This window comes from Ruegeria jejuensis (genome assembly GCF_041537905.1).
In the GTDB taxonomy this organism is placed as follows: domain Bacteria; phylum Pseudomonadota; class Alphaproteobacteria; order Rhodobacterales; family Rhodobacteraceae; genus Ruegeria_C.
Genome location: NZ_JBGRUO010000034.1, coordinates 1 through 21,363, shown reverse-complemented (window position 1 = coordinate 21,363; position 21,363 = coordinate 1). Strand labels below are relative to the sequence as shown.

Below are 21,363 nucleotides of genomic sequence, written 5' to 3'. Positions count from 1 at the left end.
ACGTAACCCTGTCATCTTCCTCGGGCAAAAGACGCCACTCACACGCGCGCTTCGCAGCGAGGGAAGGAAAAAACAGGGTTGGAGGTTCCCAGACATGGACGCGACACAAACATTGACCGGCATTGTACTGAACAGCGGTGCGCCCGGCACATACGACAACAATAGTGGCGATTTCGATCTGCTGCGCGACGCCGTTATCACCGCCGGGCTGGATGATGCCCTGAACGATGACGCCGCATCGCTAACGGTGTTTGCGCCCACGGATGCGGCCTTTATCGGTCTGGCCACCGCACTGGGTTTTGACGGTGATGACGAGGCTGGCGCGCTCACCCATATCGTCGAGGCCCTGACGCTGCTGGGCGGTGGAGACCCGATCCCGCTGCTGACCGACGTGCTGACCTATCACGTGGTCAATGGCGCCTTTGATCTTGAGACGGTAGCCGGGCTGGGCAATGGCGCCGAGATCGGAACACTTCAGGGCGGCTCGGTCACGCTGAACCTCGACAGCATGCCGCCCAGCCTCGGCGACGCCGATGACGGGATCGCCGATCCGGGCCTGATCGCTTTCGACATCCACGCCACCAACGGCATCATCCACGTTCTGGACGGCGTGTTGCTCCCGGTCTCGGTGACGGGCATCCTGTCCCAACCCGATACCGATTTCATTCTGGATGATGACGGCAATTCATTCAACTTCACCGGCCGGGGGAACGATTTCATCGACGGCAATAGCGGACGTGACATCATCTGGGCCGGCAGTGGCAATGACATCGTGCTTGGTGGCACTGGCAATGATGTGATCGGTGGCGGGCGCGGCAAGGATATCCTGCGCGGCGATGAGGGCCACGACAAGATCTTCGGCGGTGGCGGCAAGGATGTGATCGATGGCGGGGATGGCAATGACTACATCTTCGGCGGCTGGGGCAAGGACAGCTTCGTCTTTGAAAACGGCGACGGCCGCGACACGATCCTGGATTTCCGCGTCGGCAGCGACAAGATTGATCTGACTGGCTATGAGGGCATCCACGATTTCCACGACATCGAGGACGACATCAGTGCCCGTTTCTTCCGGACCGTGATCGAGCTGGACGACGGCGACCAGATCAGCCTTTTCGGCGTGCGCGCCCATCAACTGGACGCGGATGATTTCCTGTTCGCCTGATCCTGTAACCTGAAATGCGACAGCCCGCCGGGTTTGGCGGGCTGTTTCTTGTTTCGCAGCACTGCGTCAGGCGGTGGCGAGCATGCCCTTGTTGCGGGCCAGTTCGCGCATCTTCTTCTGCAGCTTCTCAAAGGCGCGCACCTCGATCTGGCGGATGCGTTCGCGACTGACATTGTACTGGCTGCTCAACTCTTCCAGCGTCACCGGCTGATCCATGAGGCGGCGCTGGGTCAGAATGTCTTTTTCCCGGTCATTGAGCACCTCCAGCGCCTCGGCCAGCAATTCGCGCCGCGCTTCAAGCTCGTCACGCGCCTCGTAATCACCGGCCTGATCGGCATCTTCATCCTCAAGCCAGTCCTGCCATTGCATCGACCCTTCGCCCTCGGAGCCGACCGTGGCGTTCAGCGAGGCATCGCCACCGGACATGCGCCGGTTCATGCTGACCACCTCTTCTTCGGTCACACCCAGATCATTGGCGATCTGTGCTACGTTTTCAGGCCGCAGATCACCCTCTTCCAGCGCGCCAATGCGGGCCTTGGCCTTGCGCAGGTTGAAGAACAGCTTTTTCTGCGCCGAGGTGGTCCCCAGCTTGACCATCGACCACGAGCGCAGGACATATTCCTGGATCGAGGCGCGAATCCACCACATGGCATAGGTCGCAAGGCGGAAGCCTTTTTCGGGATCGAACTTCTTGACCGCCTGCATCAGACCCACATTGGCCTCGGAAATCACCTCTGCCTGGGGCAGACCATAGCCGCGATAACCCATCGCGATCTTCGCCGCGAGACGCAAATGCGAGGTCACCATCTTGTGGGCGGATTCGGTATCCTGCTCTTCGACCCACCGCTTGGCGAGCATATATTCCTCTTCCGGTTCCAGCAGGGGAAACTTGCGAATCTCCTGCATATAGCGGTTCAGACCGCCTTCGGGGGTGGGTGCGGGTAGATTTGCGTAATTCGACATATCCGTTGTCCCTCCGGAGTAATGTTTAGCCTCTTAACATAGCATATGGGTCACCTATGCTGCCCATTCAAGAGGGTGCTACCAGTTTCCGATTAACTTACTGTTAAGGAAAGGTGAGAACATATTTCTCACAGTGTTTTGCGAATTATGAGAGCGGCGTACGCAAAGCCTCGGCCAATTTTGCCATATCTTCGGGCATTTTCGCCTCAAACCGCAGATTTTCACCGTTCACGGGATGTTCAAACCCCAAAACCGCCGCATGCAGGGCCTGTCTTGGAAAGCTCTGAACCGCCTGTTGGGCCTGGTCCGGCAGTGCCTTGGCGGCAAGTTTTCGCCGTCCGCCATAGACCGGATCACCGATCAGACCATGGCCCGCATGCGCCATATGCACCCTGATCTGATGGGTGCGCCCGGTTTCCAGCCAGCATTCCACCAGCGCCGCCACGGGGGGCTGCCCGAAACGTTCGATCACGCGCGCACGGGTCACCGCATGCCGCCCACCATGGAAGGTGACCGCCTGTTTCTGGCGATCCGTCTTGTGACGGGCCAGTTGTGTGGTCATGCGCAGGATATTTCCCGCCTCGAAACTGGCGCCTTTGACGCCGCGCAGACGCGGGTCGCTGGCCTCGGGCACGCCGTAGCACAGCGCCTGATAATAGCGCTCGACGCTATGCGCCTCGAACTGCGCGGCCAGCCCCTGATGCGCCACGTCGGACTTGGCGACCACCAATAGCCCGCTGGTTTCCTTGTCGATCCGGTGCACGATGCCCGGCCGTTTGACGCCGCCCACCCCTGACAGAGCGTCACCGCAATGATGCAGCAGTGCGTTGACCAATGTGCCGCTGGGTGATCCCGGTGCCGGATGCACCACCATGCCCGCCGATTTGTTCACCACGATCAGGTCGTCATCTTCCCAGATCACGTTGAGCGCAATTGCTTCGGGGCCGATATGGCTGTCCTCGGCGGCCTCGACAGTGATCGAGATCGCGGCCCCCTCCTCCACACGCGCCTTTGCGTCGATGATCACCGCCCCGTTCACGCGCACCGCCCCCTCGCCAATCAAACGCGCCAGCCGTGTGCGCGACAGGGCCGCCTCGTCTGGCACATCCCGCGAAAGCGCCTTATCAAGGCGGGGCGGTGGTGCTGCCGCGATCACGAAGTCAATCTGGCGGGTGCCCATGTCTGTTCCTTCCGAACCCGAGATACCGCAGGAAACACCGCAGCTCAGGCTGCTCAGACGGATGGTCATGGCGTTGACGGCAGTGATGATCGGCGGGGTTCTACTGACATTCGCCCTGATTGTCATCCGCCTGAGTGACCGCACCCCCACTTTGCCCGAAGAGGTCGAACTGCCCGACGGCGCCAAGGCGCAGGCCGTCACCATCGGGCCGAACTGGTATGCGGTCGTCACCAACGACAACCGCATCCTGATCTTCGACAAGACCACCGGCAAACTGCGCCAGACAATCGCGGTGGAGTGATCATCCCTTTTGGCGGTACAATTTGCCACCCACCTGTTCACCGCTCACAATTCAGCACTCGGATCGATCAGGCCTTCCTGCAGGGCAAAGGCAATCAGTTGCGCAACGGAATGAACCTGCAGTTTCTGCATCAGGTTGGTGCGATGGCGATCGACGGTTTTTGGACTTATGCCCAGCAGTTCAGCCATTTCCTTGTTGCTGCGTCCCGCAACGATGAGGTTGAGCGTCTGACGCTCCCGGTCCGTCAGCGACACGCGGTCAGGCGCGGTTTCCAACAGGTCCAGCATGTATTCCGACACGCGACGTCCGCCCCGCAAGATCAGAGGCAAGGCACGGTATAGTTCCGCGTTCTCGGTGGCCTTTGAAAACAGCCCATCCACACCTGTGTCCAGCAGTTCGGATATCTTCCCGATGGCAGAAATGCCGGTAAGCACGACAATCTTTGTGTCCGGCGACCAGCGGCGTGTTTCCAGGACAACCTCGGTGCCTCCGGCCAGCGGCATCTGCACGTCCAGCAGCAAAAGATGCGGCCTGTGCACCCGTACCGCCGCGATGGACTCGATCCCGTTTGCCGCCTCGGCAACCACGCTGAGGCCACCCGGCTCGATCAGACCCGGCGTTTCAAGCGCCGCGCGCAGCCCGGAGCGCACGATGGCATGATCGTCTGCGATGATCGCTGTGAAGGTTCTCAAGAGGTGTTGCCCAGTTTTCAGCCTGCTCGCGGAAAACTGGCGGAGACAGGCGGTTGTTGTCAACTGAACCTGTGGTCCCGTAAGTTGCCCCCTATGGCCAGGATGAGATCAGTTTGCATCGGGTGCGCTGTGGCGCTGGCGCCGGTCAGTGCACCGGCGCAGTCCTCCGACCTCAACCCGACAGCCACGGAGGTTGATGCGTTCCTGACGGCAGATGTGAACCAGGACGCGTTGCTGCACCTCTCAGAGTTCAGGACCTTCATCCGCCTCATGGCGGAGGCCGGGCAACCTACGGCCAGGCAGATCCGCATGTTCGCCGCCTATCGGTTTGCCTTCGGGATCACCGACAAGAACAACGACCAACGTGTCAGCCCGGACGAATTGCGGGCCGCTGATGATGCACATCAGCGCGGCGAAGGCGCAGGTCACAACTGAGGTCGATCCCCCATTTTGATGGTCACCGCCTTGTCACGGCTCGGGAAAATCCGTCTGATGGGACGATCCATGCCCGGAGTTTCCTATGATGCGCCCCAGCCCGAAATTTACGACCGGCCTGATCGCGCTCGTGCTGTCATTCTGGGCCACGCTGGCCGGTGCGATCGAGATCACGGATCGCGAAGCGGTGGTCGACCTTGTGCCGCATATGGTCTTTGCCCACGGCACCGCCGCAGAGCCGGATACCATGCGGGAGGGCTATCGCGCCGGGCAGTTCGCCCGCGATGTGCCGCTCAATCGTTTTGAAGGGGATCATGCCGCGGAACTTTGGGGGGCCGTTGAGGTCGCAGCGGTGACAGACCTTTCGCGCCGGGTCCTGGTCGGGGTGCCGATGATCAGCGAAGTGGACATCTACGCCTATGAAACAGGCCCGGCGGATCACATCCTGAGCTATTCGATTTTCCGGCCCTTTCGGGCAGACCAGCATGCGGGCACGCGGCTGCAATCACACATCCTCGATCTGCCTGCCGGGGCAACGCAACTCTTGCTCGTCCATTTCAAGTTTGGCCCGGTTCAGAGGCTGAACCTGACGCTTGAAAGCGAGCTCTATCTGAACCAACGTATTGTCATGGACACAGCTTATGGGGCGGCGTTTTATGCGTTCTCCCTAGCCGCGATCTGCGTGTTCCTGGCCTTTTTTGCCGCGCTCCGCGATAGTATGAGCCTGCTCTATGCGCTGCTTTTCCTGACCGGTCTGGCGTTTCTGGCCTATATGGACGGGTTGCTTTTCCGGTTTCTCTATCCCGACACGCCCCGGATTCAGTCGGCGCTCGGCTTCCTCCTGTTTCTGGCCATATCGGGTTTCGGCTACGCTTTGGCGGGCATCGGGTTTCGACACAGCGCTGCGTTCACCGCCGCCCGGTTATGCTGGGGCCTGGCTGGGGCAAGCGTGGCGCTTTATGTCTTTTCGCTGCTGGCGCCGGGGCCGATCGCCGCCTTTCTCGGAAATCTGTTGCTGATCGGGATGTGCGTCGCGGTTGCCTTTGGGACGCGCCTTCCTCCGGGAAAGACCACGTTAAGCCGCCGACTGGCACGCGGTCTGAGTCTGGCCGTCATGGGCGGCGTGCTGGTGCTGCTTGCACCGCTCCTCCTTCCAGCGATCCCGGCCCCTTTCGGGCTGCTGGGATCGACCAAGCTGCTGTATCTGGTTCTCATCCTTGGCGGGCTGACCAACCTCACCGCCCAGATTCTTGCGGTTCGACAGGCGCAGGACGAGGCGCAGCAGGCCGAAATGGCGGCTCTTAAGCGCGAAGCAGAACTGAACCGGGAGCTTGCCGGGTCGGAACAGAACTACGCCAGAGCACAGGCGCTTGCAGCGCAGCGGCAAAGGACGCTTGCAACAGCCGCGCATGACATTCGCCAGCCGGTTCAATCCCTGCGCCTGCGACTCGACAGCCTGACCGGCAGTGTCACACAGGACACCGAAAGGCGCCTGCGCGAGGCTCTGGATTATATCGACTCCCTGACCTCGAACTATATGGAGGACGGCGGCTTTGACGATGAGGGCGACCCACCTGCCGAAGAGACCTATGATGTCTCGATGATCTTTGCCTCCGTTCAACGCATGTTTGCGCCGGAAGCCGCCAAGAAAGGCCTCGACCTGCGTATCGTTGACACCTCGCACCGCACGAACCTGCCCGCCGCGCCGCTGATGCGGATTGTCTGCAACCTTGTGGTCAACGCGATCAAGCATTCGCAGCGCGGCGGCGTGGTGCTGGGGGTGCGGCGCCGTGCGGGCGGTGTGTGGCTCTGCGTGGCCGACACGGGACCGGGTTTCACCCCCGAGGAATTCGAACAATACAAGACCCATGGCGCAAAAACCGACGCCTCTGACGGGCATGGGTTCGGGCTCGCCCTCTGCGCCCAACTGGCCGAAGAGCTTGGCCTCACCCTGAGTGCAGACTCGGTGCCCGGCCGGGGAACCTGTTTCTATTTGCGCCTGCCCACGGTCTAATTGGGGGATCGACCCCATAACCCCACACCCCCCTCTTTCTTAGCTTGAGGTCATAGACACCGGCACCCGTCGGTGGGTTCAAGCAAAAGAAGGATTTGGATGATGGGCCTCTTCAAGAAAAAAAGCATTCACGAAACGATCAAGAAATACGGCTGGAGCAGCAAGGCGGATGGTGGTTCGGGTAATGACAAGATTTACGGATACAGCGTTGACAAGAACACGCTCTATGGCGGGTCCGGCAATGACTATGTCGAAGGCTGGGGATCGCGGAACTACCTCTATGGCGGCAGTGGCAGCGACACGATCAAGGGCAAAGGTGTCTATAACTACCTCGTTGGCGGAACCGGCTCTGACAAGCTTTATGGCTATGGCGCGACCAACAAGCTCTATGGCGAAAGCGGCCATGATGCCCTTTATGGCTATGGCGGCTATAACCGGCTGAGCGGTGGTAACCATAATGACGTACTCAAGGGCTACGGTGCGCGCAACGTGCTCTATGGCGGCAACGACCAAGACAAGCTCTATGGCTATGGCACCAGCAACCACCTTGATGCGGGCTCGGGCAATGACTCGGTCTATGGCTATGGTGTCGACAATGAAATGCATGGGAAATCCGGGCATGACTACATGGTGGGCACCGGCGCGTCGAACCGGATGTATGGCGGCGATCACAATGACAAGATGATCGGCAAAGGGGCCGTGAACGTCATGCATGGCGGGAGCGGTAATGACGTGATCGAGGCACGCGGTGTCACCAATGTCGCCCATGGTGACAGTGGCAATGACACGATCAAGGGAATCGGCGGCACCAACAATCTTTATGGCGACAGCGGCGATGATGTCATTGTCGCGACCGGTGGTGTGAACACGGCCAAGGGGGGCACCGGCAATGACCGGATGAGTGCCGAAGGTGGCGTCAACACGTTCCTCGGCGAAGCAGGCGATGACAGCATGGATCTCAGCGGTGGAGTCAACACTGCCAAAGGCGGCAGCGGCGACGATACGATGATTGCAGAAGGCGGCGTCAACACGTTGTCTGGCGAAGAAGGCAACGACCGGATCGAAGCGGTCGGCGGCGTCAATACGGCGTTTGGCGGGGCGGGCGAGGATACGATGCTCGCCGACGGCAGCGACAACATCCTGGCTGCCGGGAAAACCATCAACACCTTCTTTGGCGGCGACGGTGATGACCGGATCGAGTTGAAAGGCAGTGTCAACACCGCCTCGGGCGATGAGGGCGATGACCACATCACGGCCAAGGGCGGCGTGAACACGATCTTTGGCAAGGATGGCGACGATCTGCTGGAGGCAATCGGCGGCATCAACACCGCATCGGGCGGTGACGGCGATGACGTGATCCAGGGCCTTGGCGGGGTCAACACCTTCTTCGGCGGCAATGGCGATGACGTGATGGAGGCCGCAGGCGGCGCCAACACCATGTTCGGCGGCGCGGGCAACGACAAGATGACCGCCGCATCGCTGACCATCACCGCGCAATCGGGCGAAGACGGTGACGATACCATGATCGCCATCTCTGCCGGCAACAGCCAATGGGGCGGGGCCGGAGCGGATACGATCCTGGGGGTTGGGGCCGCCAACCTGCAATGGGGTGGCAGCGGAGACGACGTGCTGGGCGCGGGCGGCAACACCAATGTGCAGTTTGGTCAGGACGGCGATGACAAGCTCTTTGCCCTGGGTCAGCAGAACCTGCAATTCGGCGGCGATGACGCGGACCTGCTGGTCGGTGTGGGCCTGCAAAACATCCAGCACGGCGGCAAGGACGGCGACGTTCTGGTGGGTGCGGGCAGTTCGAACATCCAGATCGGCGCGGAAGGCGATGACTGGATGGTTGGTGCGGGCGCGTCCAATATTCAGTTCGGCGCCCATATCTGGTCCGCCATTCCCGAGGATTTCGAGCTTGGCTCGCTGGATATCGACGCGGCGCGCGACACGATCGAGGAGTATTTCGAGGTCTCCGCGACAGAGGATGGCATGAACAAGATGCTGGCCGGTGGTTACGGCAACCTGCAGGTGGGCGGCTCGGACGCGGATGTCATGATCGGCGGTGGTCGCGGCAATCTGCAAGTGGGCGGAGCAGGCAATGACGTCCTGCTCGGCGGCGGGCAGGCAAATGTCCAGTCCGGCGGCGCAGGCAATGACGCAATCGTCGGGCTGGGCCAGATCGGCGTTCAATCAGGCGGCGATGATGGCGATGTGATGCTGGCGATGAAGGTTGGCGGAAAGGTCGGCCTGCAAGTGCAGCATGGCGGCAGCGGCAATGACCTCATGGCCAGCGAAGGCGACCCGGTGGACTGGGCCTCCAGCACCTGGAGCACCCTCAAGGAGATCGTGAGTGACGCGGTCGAGGACAAGGCCAATCCCGACAGCACCCCCGAGGGCTCGGATGCACAAAGCGAGCAGGACAATCAGGATGGCGAACTGGCCGACACCGTCAAGGACATGATCAAGGATGAGCTGCCCACCGCCTTCAACATCCAGTTTGCGGGCGAAGGCAACGACCTCTTCCATGTCGGGGGCGATCTGGGCTTCCAACTGGGTCAGGAGGGCAATGACATCTTCCTTGGCGGCGGCAGCTTCAACCTGTCGCTGGGGGGCGCAGATAGCGACCTGATGCTCACCTCGGGCGACACGCTTAACTTCTCGTTCGGACAAGAGGGAGCGGATTGGATGATCGACACAGACACGTTTGGCGATCTGTTCATCTCCGCGGTTCTGCCCGACCTACCCTCCTTCGATGTTTCCAGCCTGCTTGGCGTGGATGTCTTTGCGCCCATCAACGAGATGATCGGTTTCGCCCATGACGTGAAGGATACGATTGCCGATCTCAACCCGCTCGGCGATCTGATCGATGCGGCAGGGGACGCCATTCAGGAGGTGACCGACGAGGTGGCCGACGCCACTGCCGAGATCCGCTCGCTTCTGGATTATTCCGGCACGCAAATGTTCGGCGGCGCGGGCGATGACATCCTGTCATCGACAGGTGACATGATCGGCGGTCTGGGTGCGGATACCTACGTATTCAACTTCGACGCGGACGGCACCATCGACGAGGCGGGCCTTGACGCCCTGAAGGATGCGGGCCGGTTGGTGGATTTGGCCGAAGACGGGATCGACGCTCTGACCGGCGGTGCCGGGGGTGCTGACACGATCGAATTGCGCGATGCCGGGGGCCTCGACGCGGGGGACCTGCGCTTCTGGGTCGATGGCGGCAAGGATCTGGTGATCGTCAATGACGGGGCCAGCCTGCGGATCAAGAACATGTCGGACAGCGAGAAAGCCGTCGAAACCCTGACGATCTGGAACGGCGAGCTTGGCCAAAGCTTCGACCTCTCCGAGGCCTTCACCGATGGCGCGTTTACCGCCAGATCCGAGTTCGGGGCATTCAACACCGGCGCGGTTGACTTGAGCGAATACGCATCGGGCATGGTTTCACACAGCGCTGTCGACCAGCAATTCGCCGCCGCCTTCGATGGTTGGATGGCCACATTGTCGGATGTCACGCAGAACATCCCCGTCATAGGCGAGGGCATGTCCAACGCTATCGAAGCTGTGGATGGTTTCCTCGACATGGAAGTGGCCCTGCCCACCGATGTTTTCGACCTCGTCTGAAGCAAGACACCATCAGCAAGGCCGCGATCAGGGATCGCGGCCTTGCCATTACAAAACGCTGAATTTGTTCAATTTTACGGGACAACGGACATTGCCCGAGCTAAGTTGGCACGCATCTTGTGACTCTTCGAAGGCGAGCGGTGCTGAAGTTTGTGGAATATCACCCGGGACACGGCGAGGTCCAGCTAACTTTGGTCGCGATAATGCTGGCGAGCCCTGGAGGACTCGAACCCCCGACCTGAGAATTAGAAGTTCCCTGCTCTAATCCAGCTGAGCTAAGGGCCCGCACTTACCGGGGTGAGGTTTAGTTCACTCCGTGAAAGCAAGTCAACACGGTTCCGCCAGATCAGGGCCGGGTAAATGGGAACGCGGCCCACGGCAAATGACCGGCCTCAACAGCAATCTTGCGAAGCGGCGGTCTTGGGCAATGTCGGAGATAAATGGTACCGCCTGCTGGATTCGAACCGGCGACCTCTGGATCCACAATCCAGCGCTCTAACCAACTGAGCTAAGGCGGCACTCGTGAGGGGCGATGTACCCAAGCCGACCTGAGATTGCAAGAGGGTCAGAGCGCAATTTTCCAGCTTTGCTCGACCAGATCGACCCCGAAGGAGCGCACCGGTTTGCTGCCCAGCAACTGCCAGCCGTTCGCCGCATAGAGCGCACAGGCAGCGCGGTGGCTTTCATGGGTCCAGAGCCGCATCTCGCGATATCCCCGCGCTTTGGCAAACCGCATACATTCAAAAAGCAGGCGCTTGCCCAGCCTCCTGCCCCGCGCCTCGGGAACCAGCAAGAATAGGCGCAGCTTTGCGGTTGTCTCATCCAGCCTGACGCAGAAAATGCTGCCCAGACGCTGACCATTTTCTTCGGCGATCCAGCCTTTTTCGCAAGCCGGGTCGTGCTGATCGACAAAGGCCTCAAGGATTTCAGCCACCAGCGCACCAAAGCTCGCGTCGAACCCTTCGTCACGGGCATAAAGATGTCGGTGCTGTTCCACCAGCCACTCCGCATCCGCGGCGTCGAATCTGCGCAAAATGATATCGCTCATGGGGCATCTCAGACCGAACCGCGCTTGATTCTCAAGCCTTTGCAGGCTAGCAGAGGCGTTCATTCACGGAGGTGATCATGGGCATCAATACCGAGCGCGACATTGTGGCCAACCTGCAGATCGGCCCGACCGATGAGGGCATGGTGCGGCTTTTCATCGAAGCTGATGGTGTTGAGATTCCGATGGATTTCGATCCCGAAGAGGCCAACGACATCGCCGAGGAAATCCGCGCAGCCGCCCAGGCGGCACGTGCCCAGAAGCGATAGCCGCTAGCGCCCCGGCCCCGGATCGCGCAACGCCTGCAAGCGACGCGCGGCATGGGTGGCAAATTTCTGGATCAGAACCTTGCGCCGCGCGGCGGCCAGCTTGTCCTCGGGCGCCATCCGAATGATCTCACCACCATAGGCGTCAGCTATGATCAGGCCGGTTTCCTCGGGCAATAGATCGGTCGGAAACTCGGTATCGACGGCCCAGAAGTAGCGATCGCACCAGTCCAGATAGCCTTGCCACTTGCTGTCGGTCTGAAAATCCTCGCGGCTGGATTTGCATTCGATCACCCAGATCTCGCCCTTCGGCCCCAGCCCCATCACATCGACGCGCAGCCCGCGGGTCGGCACGAATTCCTCAATGGAAACAAATCCATGACTGGCCAGGTGTCGGGCGACGCCTCGGGCCAGCTTCTGTCCGGGTTGCAGATCAAGCATCATGGGCAAAATGGTGAACAATTCGTGAACAAAAATCAAGACCCACAATCAGACTTGACGTGATACCTTTTGGTATCTTATTTATGTGATACCTTCTGGTTTCATAAATGGACTACCAATGACCACCACACCACAACCTGCCTTTCGTGCCCTGTCCGACCCGACCCGGCGTGAGATTCTGGTGATGCTGTCGGAACAGGACATGACCATCGCCGAGGTCTCGGATCGCTTCGACATGACCCGCGCCGCCGTCAAGAAGCACTTGACCGTGCTGAGCGATGGCGGGCTGATCACGGTCGAGCCGCGCGGGCGCGAGCGCATCAACCGCCTGAACCCGCAAGGCATGTCCCCGGTCCGCGACTGGATCGCCTATTTCGACCGGTTCTGGGACGACCGACTTGCCACCCTCAAAACCGCCATCGAAGGAAAATTCGAATGAACATCGCTGTTTCAACCCCCGCCGTTCTGCACAAGTCCATCTTTCTGCGCGCCGACCGCGAGACCGTCTGGGCCTATCTGACCGAACCGGACCGGTTGGCCGAATGGTTCCACAAACCCGAACGCCCGCTGCAGGAAGGGGCCAAGCTGGAAATGTTCGGGCGCGAAAGCGGCGATCTGCTGATCTGGGGCGAGGTGAAAGCCGCGCGCAGGCCGGAATATCTGGAATATTCCTTTACGGTCAAACCGATGGGGGATGCCGTGAGCCTTGTGAAATGGACGCTGCAAAGCGTCGAGGGCGGCACCAAGCTGAGCCTTGAACATGAGGGCCTGCCACAAAGTGCCGAAGCCTTTGGCCTGGTTCTGTCGCTCGACAAGGGTTGGGACGAGCATTTCGGCGAGATGCGCGCGGCCATCAACGAAGTTGTGCCCGCCTGATCGACACCGGCCCCCTTGCCATGACCCGCCGCGCATCCTACTTAGGCGTGTGGCGGGCTCTGCCCCTCTCGTGACAGGCAGCATTCTGGTGGCCTTAAGCAAATCCGAGGGAGCTGGCTCTGTTCGGGTCCTGGCCCGGTTACCTGGCGCCCACCTGTAAATACAGGTCCTCGGGAATCAAAGCCTAACGGTTGATCCTTGGTGGTCCCGCCACACTTTTCCCTAGAAATAAGAGAGTCTTATCGCGCTTTCTTGATGGATTGCACAGCAACCCGCACCGGGACAAATCCATGGGCAACACGAGATCCGCCTTTTGGTCCCTCGTCTTTCTCGGCCATGTTCATGACCGCCCAGGCAAATTGAACACCGGCGAAGACGATCCCGTTCATGAACCACAACATCGCGATCGCCAGCAACGTGACGTCCGAGCCGCGGATCAGCGTCCAGAGATTGGCCACGTTGAGCCAGAGCAGCAACGCGACAAACAGGCCCGAGATACCAAACCCGATCAGGACCTGCGTGATGTAGAGACGAATCAACTTCGGCATGATCACTTCCCTTGCTTTTCTCTGCGAGCATACCGCATGCTTGACCGGAATAAACTGCGGCCAATCCGCCGGAAAATCATTTCGGAGTACGAGTGAGCAACCTCATTCAATTTTCCATCAATCTGCTTGAGTCTCTGTCGCGTCTGCACGCCGATGACGAGCGTTGGGAACTGGTGCTCACAAGATTGTCCGAACAAGGCTTCAACGCGCTGAACATGCTTTGCTTTTCCCCAAATGACGGGGCGGTGCACTGGGTCCGAAGCTCGATGTCGAAAGGCTGGTTGGACACCTACGAAAAGAACGGCTTCTTTGTGGATGACCCGATGCTGGCGCAGGTTCAGAACGGGACCGAGAGCCTCTATGTTCAGGCGGCCTCCCTGGCGGCTGAGGATGGGCATTCTGACAAGGCGCTGGCCTTGAACCACGGCCTGAAAACCGCAGGCTATCTGCACCTCTATTCGCTGGTCGTGCCCTGCCCCAATAACGAGGCAAAACTGGTGGTCCTGTCATCCGATCGGCCAGAGGCGCAGGATTGGATGACCACAGGCCAGGATGAGATGCGGATACTCACCACCGTCCTGGCGACCAATCTCGGTGCGGAAATGCTAAGTGAGTATGGCCGGGTCTACGATATCGCCGATCTGGTGGCGCTTGGCCCGCAATTGAGCGAACGCGAAACCGAGGTGTTGAGCCTGCTGGCCGCAGGGCACCGCAACGACCGGATCGCGGAACTGCTTGGCCTGTCGGAAGTCACTATTCGCACCCATATTCGCAGTGCGCGGGAAAAGCTGGATGCCCCGACGCGCGAGGCAGCCCTGGTGCGCGCGGTTCAGCTGGGGCTGATCAGGTAGCCATCATCGGAATCGATAGCTGACGAGATGGGGCTGGTGGAATAAGCTGAATCTGTCCCAGAGGTTGCTGTGAGTGGTGGTCGCTAGGATGTGTATTTGAGAACGCTTTTCAGCATTTCAGACGCGGAACACGCCTGTCGTGTCCGCGTCTTATTTCGTCCACCGTAAGACAGAGGGCTTGCACCCCGGTTTCAGAACGCCTCGGGCTTGGCCTCGCGCGCCATGTGATCAAGCACAGCATTCACGAAATTGGCCTCGCGCCCTTCGGGAAAGAAGGCCCGCGCGATGTCGACAAATTCGCTGATCACCACCTTGGGCGGCGTCTCGCTTTGCTGCAACTCGGCACCAGCGGCGCGGAACAACGCGCGCAGGGTCGGATCAATGCGCGCGATGGGCCATTTGGCAACCAGCGCCCGGTCGGTCATCTGGTCGACCGGGGCCTGATAATTCACCGCATCTTCCACCAGTTTGCGGAACAGGTCGGCATTGCCCTCGGCCATCTCGTCGCCCTCATAAACCGCGCCGAACCGGTGATCGAGAAACTCACCCACGACCGCCTCGACAGTCTGGTTGGACTGTTCCATCTGAAACAGCGCCTGCACCGCGTAAAGGCGGGCAGCCGATTTCATCTGACGTTTCCGGTCGATCGGGCGAATCTTGGGTTGCGTGGTCATGCGGTTTTGGGTCCGTTGCTGTCGCCAGCCAGAAGAATGTTCTCGGAAGGCGGTTTGAAGCCGACACCTTTGGTCGAAGCGCCCCATTTACGGCTGAGCGCGATCAGATGCAAGGTCGCAGCGGCGGCACCACCGCCCTTGTTCATCTCAGCCGGATCGGCGCGCACCTCGGCCTGCGCGCGGTTTTCCACGGTCAGGATGCCATTGCCGATGCAGAGCCCCTGCAGACCCATCAGTTGGATCGCGCGGCTGCTGTCATTGCAGACGGTTTCGTAATGCGTGGTCTCGCCCCGGATCACGCAGCCCAGTGCGACGTAGCCATCGAAATTGCATTGCCGGTCGGCCATGGCGATGGCAGTGGGCACTTCCAGCGCGCCGGGCACCTCGACCACGTCGCAGGTGCCGCCTGCGGCCTCGACCTCCGCCTTCGCACCGGCAACGAGGTTGTCGGCGATGTCGCGATAGAATGGCGCCACCACGATCAGCAGTTTCACCGGTTTGTCGAATGTCGGGCGTGCAAGCCCTTCTGCGCTGTCGGCTTTGGCCATGTCAGGCGTCCTTCAGAATGGGTCGGGTATCGACGATGGTCAGACCGAAAGCGTCGAGGCCGAGATACTTGGTTTGCGGGCTGTCGGTGAGCAGGATCAACTCCTGCAACCCCATCTTGGACAGAATCTGCGCGCCCAGACCGGTCTGTTTGATGGTGCGCACGCCGTCATCATCGCTGGCATGCAACGAGTTGCGCGGCTGCCGGAACAGGCACACAACGCCGCGCCCCTCGGCGGCGATCAGTTCCATCGCGCGGGGCAGTTCGTGGGGCGATTTCGGGCCAAGGCCAAGCACATCCGAGGCCTCATGCAGCGCGTGGGTGCGGGTCAGCACCGGTGCCCCGTCAAAGATATCGCCCTTGATCATCACCACATGTTCGATGCCATGGGTCTGATCGGTGAAAATGCGCTGTTCCCAGTCGCCGCCATATTCTGATGTGACGGTCTCGCGCGCGGTTTCGACCACCAGATTGTCATTGCGCGACCGATAGGCGATCAGATCGCTGATCGTACCGACCTTGAGCCCGTGTTCGGCGGCAAACTCCACCAGATCGGGCAGTCGCGCCATGGTGCCGTCGGGCTTCATGATCTCGCAGATCACGCCCGAGGGATTCAACCCGGCAAGCCGCGAGATATCGACCACCGCCTCGGTATGACCAGCCCGTACCAGCACGCCACCGCGTTTGGCGCGCAGCGGAAAGACATGGCCGGGGGTCGCAATATGGGCCATGGTGTTTTGCTCGTTGATCGCGGTGGCCACCGTCAGCGCGCGGTCTCCGGCGGAAATCCCGGTGCTGACACCTTCGCGCGCCTCGATCGACACGGTGAACGCCGTTTCGTGCCGCGACGAGTTGTTCACCGCCATCATCGGCAGTCCCAGACCGTCGATCCGCTCGGCGGTCATCGGCAGGCAAATCAACCCGCGCCCATGGGTGGCCATGAAGTTGATCGCGCTAGCATCGGCGAACTCGGCTGCGATGCACAGATCGCCCTCGTTCTCGCGATCCTCGTGATCGACCAGGATGTACATCCGGCCCTCGCGCGCCTCGTCGATGATCTCTTCGATCGGGCTGATCGCGTCGCGCAGCCGGGCCTCGACCGGGCCGGGATTTTCAAAGCTCATGGGGCAGCCTTTCACATGGGCATCGTCCCGCCCGCAGATAGACCACCGGAGCGCCAAAGGCCAGACCTGCGAGCCGCAAACAATCGATCGCCAAAAGAGCACGAATTGAGTGGAAGACCCAGCACGCGCCCGTCGCGCATCAATGTTACTTTGCCCCAAAAAAGACAGATTGGGGCCGCCGCCGGGTCAAACTCGTCAAGCAAAACTCCGCACAAGAGCGAAGGCGCGTTCGTCGTCACAGGGTAATCTTCATGAGCATGCAAACTGACATCCTGAGGGAAAGATCTTTCGTTGAAGCAGCAATTTGGCGCAACCGCCTGCTGTTGACGATCGTTGGCATTCAACTCTTGACTGCGGTTTCGCTAAGCATCTTTACCGGAACTCCATTCTGGTTTGGGGCTGCGATTATCCTGCTCTCGCTGCTGAAGCAGCTGCTCCTTATTATGGCGCTGCTGTTGGTGGTTTGGCGATTTCTGTTCGGGTTACTCTATGTAAGGCCCGAAAAGCCCATCAGATGGCTGCTATCCGACCTAAGGTCATTCGTTTTGACACCCGACAAGATGACCGATGGGCTGATAAGCTTCGTCGCCATCGCAGTTATGGCAACGTCCTTCGTGTATCTGAAATACATGATACCGCTGTTAAACCCATTCTCCTGGGACCCACAGTTTGCAAGCCTGGACCTCTGGCTGCACGGCGGTGTGGAACCGTGGCGGCTTCTCTGGCCGACAACCGGAAATCTGATTGTAACCAAGATACTGGATTTTGCTTATGTCGTCTGGTTCTTCTTGATCTACTTCTGCGCATTCTTTGCCGCTTTTGACCGCCGACAATCCAGTCAAGGTTTGGTCTTTCTTGTTGCCTTTGCGCTGACTTGGTTCGTTGGCGGTAATGTACTGGCGACTTTGTTCTCTTCGGTCGGCCCCGTCTATTTTGAGGCGTTCGGGTTCGGAGAAGACTTCGCATTTCAGATGAAAGCGCTCCGCGAACTGGGCACGCACACCCAAATCTGGGCCTTGAACGCACAACAGATGCTGCTGGAAGGTCACACGACAAACGGCGAACTTCGCGGCATCTCAGCAATGCCCAGCATGCACGTTGCGACGAGCGTAACGATGGCGCTGTTCGGTTTCACCTACAGGCGCTGGCTTGGTTGGTCGCTAACGGTATTCGCTGTCCTTATCTTGCTGGGATCGGTTCATCTGGGCTGGCACTATGCCGTCGATGGATATGCCTCGATCGCTATTGCCCTTATCATCTGGTGGGCCTCCAAAGGGCTTGTTGCAAGATTTGGCCCGCATTCTGATCGCCCGGAAACGCCCTCCCAATTCGGCTAGTGTGCGTCTAGGTTTATTGCAGCTCTGCGACTGCACCTCCTGCATCCTCGCCAATGTGCGGATCGGCCCCGCTCACATCGTACGAAAAAGTTGGGTAAGTCCCCTCAGGGCTCTCAAGAGGCAGGGAAGACAAAACAGCGGTCGCGGCGTACGGTCAGCCACATGACGCGACCGGTTTCCGGCATGAAAACATTGGGAACCGTGGCTTTCAGCACCGAGCCATCAAAATCCATGCGAAACTCGACCAAGCTCTCATTGCCCAGGAAACGGGCACGTTGCACCACGCCGCGCGCCGGGACGCCGGTTGTCGCTGTTGGCAGCGGCCCTGCGCCCTTGCGATCGAAATCAAGCTTCACATGCTGCGGGCGGAAGACGATCTCGACATCGGTGCCGTCCGGCACGCCGGGAGCCAGAAACTGACCAAAGGGCGTTTCGGCCAGGGCGCCGTTTACCTGTGCGGGCAACACATTCACATCGCTGAAAAACGCCACCGCCGCCTTGTCGGCGGGGCGGGTGTAGACGTTATAGGGCGCGCCCTGCTGAACGATCCGACCCCGGCGCATCAGCGCGATCTCATCGGCCATGCGCATCGCCTCTTCCGGCTCATGCGTGACCAGCAGAACGGCGGCGTCCTCTTCCTTTAGCAGGCTCAGCGTGTCGTCGCGAATGCCATCACGCAACCGGTTGTCGAGGCCCGAGAACGGCTCGTCCATCAGCATGATCCGAGGGCGTGGGGCAAGCGCGCGCGCCAGGGCGACACGCTGCTGTTCGCCCCCGGACAACTCATGCGGATAGCCATCGATGAACCGTTTCAGGTGGACCTTGTTCAGCAATTCCTCGACGCGGGCGCGTTTGACATCGCGCGCGCCTTTCAGGCCAAAAGCCACGTTGTCAGCGACGCTCAGATGCGGGAACAGGGCGAAGTCCTGAAACATGAGCCCGATTTGGCGACGTTCTGGCGGGACACGGAACACGGTGTCGCAGATCAGCTTGCCATCGACATAGATCTCGCCGGAATCCTGCATCTCGACCCCGGCGATCATCCGTAGCGTCGTCGACTTGCCGCAACCCGACGGTCCCAGCAGGCAAGTCACCTGCCCGGCCTCGATCCTGAGCGAGACATCATCGACCACCGCGCGCCCCTCGAAGCGGCGCATGAAGTTGCGCACCTCTAGCCGGGGGGCGGGTTTCAGGTCGTCCTGTGCCTTCACGGATGCTGCCTCTTGCCAAGCCCGATCAAAACCATCGGAATTCGGCGAGACTTAGCAGCCCCCCTATTCGCCCGCAACCCTGCCCGCCGCGCGCTGCGACCCGATCCAGACCGCAGTGCAGCCCACGACCAGCACGCAGACACAGATCTGCAAAAGCTGCTCATACTTGTGCCCATCATAGAGCAGTTGCGCCACAAATGCCTGCCCACGGAACAGATAGGCCATCGCCCCCAGCATGGCAGCGGTAAAGCTGACCAGATACGCCCAGAGCGCCACCTGCCGCCCGCCAACAAGCCCGGCCAGCAGGATCGGTGTCAGAAACATCGAGGCAGTGCCCGAGACCGCAACCGCGTCAAACAACGTCTGGTTGCCCCAGAGCGTCAGCGCCGCCCCAGCGACCGCAAACACGGCCATGGCAATGCGTCCGCCGGTCAGGCTGCGTGGGGCAAGGCGCAATTCCTCGACCACCAATCGCGCCGCCGAGGACAGCGCGGAATCCAGCGTCGAGAGCGCCGACACCAGCAGCGAAACCAGCAGTGCTACAAAGACCCAGCCCGGCAGGGATTGCGCCCAGGTGCCGATCAACTCGCCCTCATAAGCTGCGCCATCCAGCGCCGCCTGAATGCCAAAGAAACCAAACGCCACGATACAAAGCGAGGAAATCCAGAACGCATGCAGGAAGCTCTTCCGGGTTGTGTCGCGGTCGGCAAGGAACCCGCGATCCATCATGACCGGGTCATGCACGGGATAGGAAAACACCTGCAGGAAGGCCACGATCAGCAACACCCAGCCACTATGCGGCCCCGAAGTGCCCTTGGCGGTCAGAACCGCGCCCAGATCAAAACCGGGGCTGAGCACCAGTGCGACGAAGGCCACCGCGAAGACCACAAGAAAGACCGCCATCTGCAGAACATCCGTCCGCAGCGCAGCGCTGAGCCCGCCCCAGGCCGAATAGGCCAGCGCCAGCAGACCCACGACAAGGATCGAATACGTGCCGATATTGGCGCTGTCAGGTGATACGGCGCTGAAGATCAGGCCAACCACGATCAGGTTGGCAAAGACCTCGGACAGGAGCCTGAGGGCGATCACGAGGTTATAACAACCCGTTCCCGTGGCCCCGAAACTGTCGCGCAGCCAGTCCTGAACCGACCGCGCGCCGCGTGCGCGCAACCGCTGCACGACAAAGCCACCAGTCAGGAACGAGCCGTAATAGGCGGCATAGGCCAGCACCCCGGCGATTCCATAAAAATAGCCCAGAATGGCAGAATTCATCAGCGAGCGGGCAAAAATCCAGGTGGTGACCTGGCTCAGCACCAAGGTCCACAGGCCCGGCGCGGCCCCTTCGGCTGTCGTCCCACCAAAAAAGCCCGAGATCGAGGCACGTCGGGGTGAGACCCAGAGGCTCGCCAGAACGACGGCACCGAATAGGGCAATGATCGCTGAAACTTGCATGGGCTCTCCTGCTACTGTCTTGTGGCGCAGCTAACAGGCAGGTGCGACAACGACCATTCAATTGAGCGTGAGGTTGCGTGTGGAACGCCGCATAGCGCCACCTCTGAGGAACTGCGAGCGTTTCAATTGGATATGAAGAAGCGGGGCGTGGGCGCACCGACATTCAACAACCGGCTAACGGTGCTGAATTTTTTCTACTCGACGACCTGCGTGCGCCCGGAGATGAAGCAGCATATGCGGTATCAGCGGGCTGCCAAGAAGATCCCCTCGTGCTGAGCGCCGAGGAACTGGCCCGGATTCTGGAAGCGGCACCTGGACCGGGGATCAGATACCGTGCGGCGTTCAACGTGGCGTATGGTGGCGGGTTGCGGGCCAGTGAGGTCACGCAGCTGAAGATCGGCGATATCGACAGTGACCGGATGCTGATCCGGATCGATCAGGGCAAGGGGTGCAAGGATCGCCACGTAATGCGGCTTTGTTGCACAAATCTGGGTTTGAGGGCACTTCCCCCTTCCCCGGACGGACTTATCCTACCGGTTCCGTGACGGGTATGCCAAGAGCGGTGTAGCGGTTGAGCACCGCGATCCGGATCTGGAGCTCAGCGACTTGCCGAT

22 protein-coding genes and 2 tRNA genes are annotated in these 21,363 nt (G+C 60.3%); 11 read left to right on the top strand and 13 right to left on the bottom strand.

Features of this window, described 5'->3' with window-relative positions:
- Positions 1 to 94 precede the first annotated feature (94 nt).
- Positions 95 to 1,162 (top strand): fasciclin domain-containing protein, encoded by a 1,068-nt coding sequence (locus AB1E34_RS24450; RefSeq protein ID WP_372574912.1) that lies wholly within the window; start codon positions 95 to 97, stop codon positions 1,160 to 1,162.
- 66 nt (positions 1,163 to 1,228) lie between these two features.
- Here the strand turns inward: AB1E34_RS24450 and rpoH are convergent, their stop codons facing one another.
- Together rpoH and AB1E34_RS24440 are read right to left on the bottom strand one after the other, a co-directional pair.
- The gene (rpoH, locus tag AB1E34_RS24445) at positions 1,229 to 2,125 is read right to left on the bottom strand and encodes an RNA polymerase sigma factor RpoH (protein ID WP_372574911.1); all 897 of its coding nucleotides are present in this window, start codon (positions 2,123 to 2,125) and stop codon (positions 1,229 to 1,231) included.
- Between the two features lie 145 nt (positions 2,126 to 2,270).
- Positions 2,271 to 3,305 (bottom strand): RluA family pseudouridine synthase, encoded by a 1,035-nt coding sequence (locus AB1E34_RS24440; protein WP_372574910.1) that lies wholly within the window; start codon positions 3,303 to 3,305, stop codon positions 2,271 to 2,273.
- Here AB1E34_RS24440 and AB1E34_RS24435 point away from each other — a divergent pair.
- Positions 3,304 to 3,606, top strand: a complete 303-nt coding sequence (locus tag AB1E34_RS24435; RefSeq protein WP_372574909.1) for a DUF6476 family protein — start codon at positions 3,304 to 3,306, stop codon at positions 3,604 to 3,606. The two genes, AB1E34_RS24440 and AB1E34_RS24435, sit on opposite strands and share 2 nt — an antisense overlap.
- A 44-nt stretch (positions 3,607 to 3,650) precedes the next feature.
- Here the strand turns inward: AB1E34_RS24435 and AB1E34_RS24430 are convergent, their stop codons facing one another.
- Positions 3,651 to 4,298, bottom strand: a complete 648-nt coding sequence (locus tag AB1E34_RS24430; RefSeq protein WP_372574908.1) for a LuxR C-terminal-related transcriptional regulator — start codon at positions 4,296 to 4,298, stop codon at positions 3,651 to 3,653.
- Positions 4,299 to 4,427: 129 nt separating this feature from the next.
- On the opposite strand from AB1E34_RS24430, the gene AB1E34_RS24425 reads away from it, so the two are divergent.
- From AB1E34_RS24425 to AB1E34_RS24415, 3 genes are all read left to right on the top strand, one after another.
- Positions 4,428 to 4,733, top strand: a complete 306-nt coding sequence (locus tag AB1E34_RS24425) for an EF-hand domain-containing protein (protein WP_372574907.1) — start codon at positions 4,428 to 4,430, stop codon at positions 4,731 to 4,733.
- An 85-nt stretch (positions 4,734 to 4,818) separates the two neighbouring features.
- A complete protein-coding gene (locus AB1E34_RS24420; RefSeq protein WP_372574906.1) occupies positions 4,819 to 6,747 on the top strand; it encodes a sensor histidine kinase in 1,929 nt (642 codons plus the stop codon).
- 99 nt (positions 6,748 to 6,846) lie between these two features.
- A complete protein-coding gene (locus AB1E34_RS24415; protein WP_372574905.1) occupies positions 6,847 to 10,377 on the top strand; it encodes a calcium-binding protein in 3,531 nt (1,176 codons plus the stop codon).
- Positions 10,378 to 10,584: 207 nt separating this feature from the next.
- On the opposite strand, the gene AB1E34_RS24410 is transcribed toward AB1E34_RS24415, so the two are convergent.
- The 3 genes from AB1E34_RS24410 to AB1E34_RS24400 form a co-directional block, all read right to left on the bottom strand.
- A tRNA-Arg gene (locus AB1E34_RS24410) sits at positions 10,585 to 10,662 on the bottom strand.
- 156 nt (positions 10,663 to 10,818) lie between these two features.
- Positions 10,819 to 10,895, bottom strand: a tRNA-His gene (locus AB1E34_RS24405).
- 47 nt (positions 10,896 to 10,942) lie between these two features.
- Positions 10,943 to 11,425, bottom strand: coding sequence for a GNAT family N-acetyltransferase (locus AB1E34_RS24400; RefSeq protein ID WP_372574904.1), 483 nt, complete (start codon positions 11,423 to 11,425; stop codon positions 10,943 to 10,945).
- A gap of 77 nt (positions 11,426 to 11,502) precedes the next feature.
- On the opposite strand from AB1E34_RS24400, the gene AB1E34_RS24395 reads away from it, so the two are divergent.
- A complete protein-coding gene (locus tag AB1E34_RS24395) occupies positions 11,503 to 11,691 on the top strand; it encodes a DUF6324 family protein (protein ID WP_372574903.1) in 189 nt (62 codons plus the stop codon).
- Between the two features lie 3 nt (positions 11,692 to 11,694).
- Here AB1E34_RS24395 and AB1E34_RS24390 read toward each other — a convergent pair whose 3' ends face one another.
- The gene (locus AB1E34_RS24390) at positions 11,695 to 12,132 is read right to left on the bottom strand and encodes an MmcB family DNA repair protein (RefSeq protein ID WP_372574902.1); all 438 of its coding nucleotides are present in this window, start codon (positions 12,130 to 12,132) and stop codon (positions 11,695 to 11,697) included.
- Between the two features lie 115 nt (positions 12,133 to 12,247).
- On the opposite strand from AB1E34_RS24390, the gene AB1E34_RS24385 reads away from it, so the two are divergent.
- Positions 12,248 to 12,568: an ArsR/SmtB family transcription factor gene (locus tag AB1E34_RS24385; RefSeq protein ID WP_306193510.1), complete on the top strand. Its 321-nt coding sequence runs from the start codon at positions 12,248 to 12,250 to the stop codon at positions 12,566 to 12,568.
- Positions 12,565 to 13,005 (top strand): SRPBCC family protein, encoded by a 441-nt coding sequence (locus AB1E34_RS24380; RefSeq protein ID WP_372574901.1) that lies wholly within the window; start codon positions 12,565 to 12,567, stop codon positions 13,003 to 13,005. Before AB1E34_RS24385 ends, AB1E34_RS24380 begins: the two co-directional genes overlap by 4 nt.
- Positions 13,006 to 13,244: 239 nt before the next feature.
- Here AB1E34_RS24380 and AB1E34_RS24375 read toward each other — a convergent pair whose 3' ends face one another.
- Positions 13,245 to 13,553, bottom strand: coding sequence for a hypothetical protein (locus AB1E34_RS24375; protein WP_372574900.1), 309 nt, complete (start codon positions 13,551 to 13,553; stop codon positions 13,245 to 13,247).
- Positions 13,554 to 13,645: 92 nt separating this feature from the next.
- Between AB1E34_RS24375 and AB1E34_RS24370 the strand changes: the two genes are divergently transcribed.
- Positions 13,646 to 14,404 (top strand): helix-turn-helix transcriptional regulator, encoded by a 759-nt coding sequence (locus AB1E34_RS24370; RefSeq protein ID WP_372574899.1) that lies wholly within the window; start codon positions 13,646 to 13,648, stop codon positions 14,402 to 14,404.
- 191 nt (positions 14,405 to 14,595) lie between these two features.
- Here the strand turns inward: AB1E34_RS24370 and nusB are convergent, their stop codons facing one another.
- Genes nusB through ribB form a run of 3 tightly spaced genes read right to left on the bottom strand, consistent with a single transcriptional unit; the run spans position 14,596 to position 16,749 of the window.
- Positions 14,596 to 15,078, bottom strand: coding sequence for a transcription antitermination factor NusB (nusB, locus tag AB1E34_RS24365; RefSeq protein WP_372574898.1), 483 nt, complete (start codon positions 15,076 to 15,078; stop codon positions 14,596 to 14,598).
- Positions 15,075 to 15,626, bottom strand: a complete 552-nt coding sequence (locus AB1E34_RS24360) for a 6,7-dimethyl-8-ribityllumazine synthase (RefSeq protein WP_372574897.1) — start codon at positions 15,624 to 15,626, stop codon at positions 15,075 to 15,077. Before AB1E34_RS24360 ends, nusB begins: the two co-directional genes overlap by 4 nt.
- A 1-nt stretch (position 15,627) precedes the next feature.
- Positions 15,628 to 16,749, bottom strand: coding sequence for a 3,4-dihydroxy-2-butanone-4-phosphate synthase (gene ribB, locus AB1E34_RS24355; protein WP_372574896.1), 1,122 nt, complete (start codon positions 16,747 to 16,749; stop codon positions 15,628 to 15,630).
- Positions 16,750 to 17,000: 251 nt separating this feature from the next.
- Here ribB and AB1E34_RS24350 point away from each other — a divergent pair, with 251 nt between their 5' ends.
- Entirely contained in the window at positions 17,001 to 18,086 is a 1,086-nt protein-coding gene (locus tag AB1E34_RS24350; protein WP_372574895.1) for a phosphatase PAP2 family protein, read from the top strand.
- 113 nt (positions 18,087 to 18,199) lie between these two features.
- Here the strand turns inward: AB1E34_RS24350 and AB1E34_RS24345 are convergent, their stop codons facing one another.
- Together AB1E34_RS24345 and AB1E34_RS24340 are read right to left on the bottom strand one after the other, a co-directional pair.
- A complete protein-coding gene (locus tag AB1E34_RS24345) occupies positions 18,200 to 19,243 on the bottom strand; it encodes an ABC transporter ATP-binding protein (protein ID WP_372574926.1) in 1,044 nt (347 codons plus the stop codon).
- Between the two features lie 117 nt (positions 19,244 to 19,360).
- The gene (locus AB1E34_RS24340) at positions 19,361 to 20,749 is read right to left on the bottom strand and encodes a sodium:proline symporter (protein ID WP_372574894.1); all 1,389 of its coding nucleotides are present in this window, start codon (positions 20,747 to 20,749) and stop codon (positions 19,361 to 19,363) included.
- A gap of 269 nt (positions 20,750 to 21,018) precedes the next feature.
- Here AB1E34_RS24340 and AB1E34_RS24335 point away from each other — a divergent pair, with 269 nt between their 5' ends.
- Entirely contained in the window at positions 21,019 to 21,294 is a 276-nt protein-coding gene (locus AB1E34_RS24335) for a tyrosine-type recombinase/integrase (protein WP_372574893.1), read from the top strand.
- Positions 21,295 to 21,363: the final 69 nt, after the last annotated feature.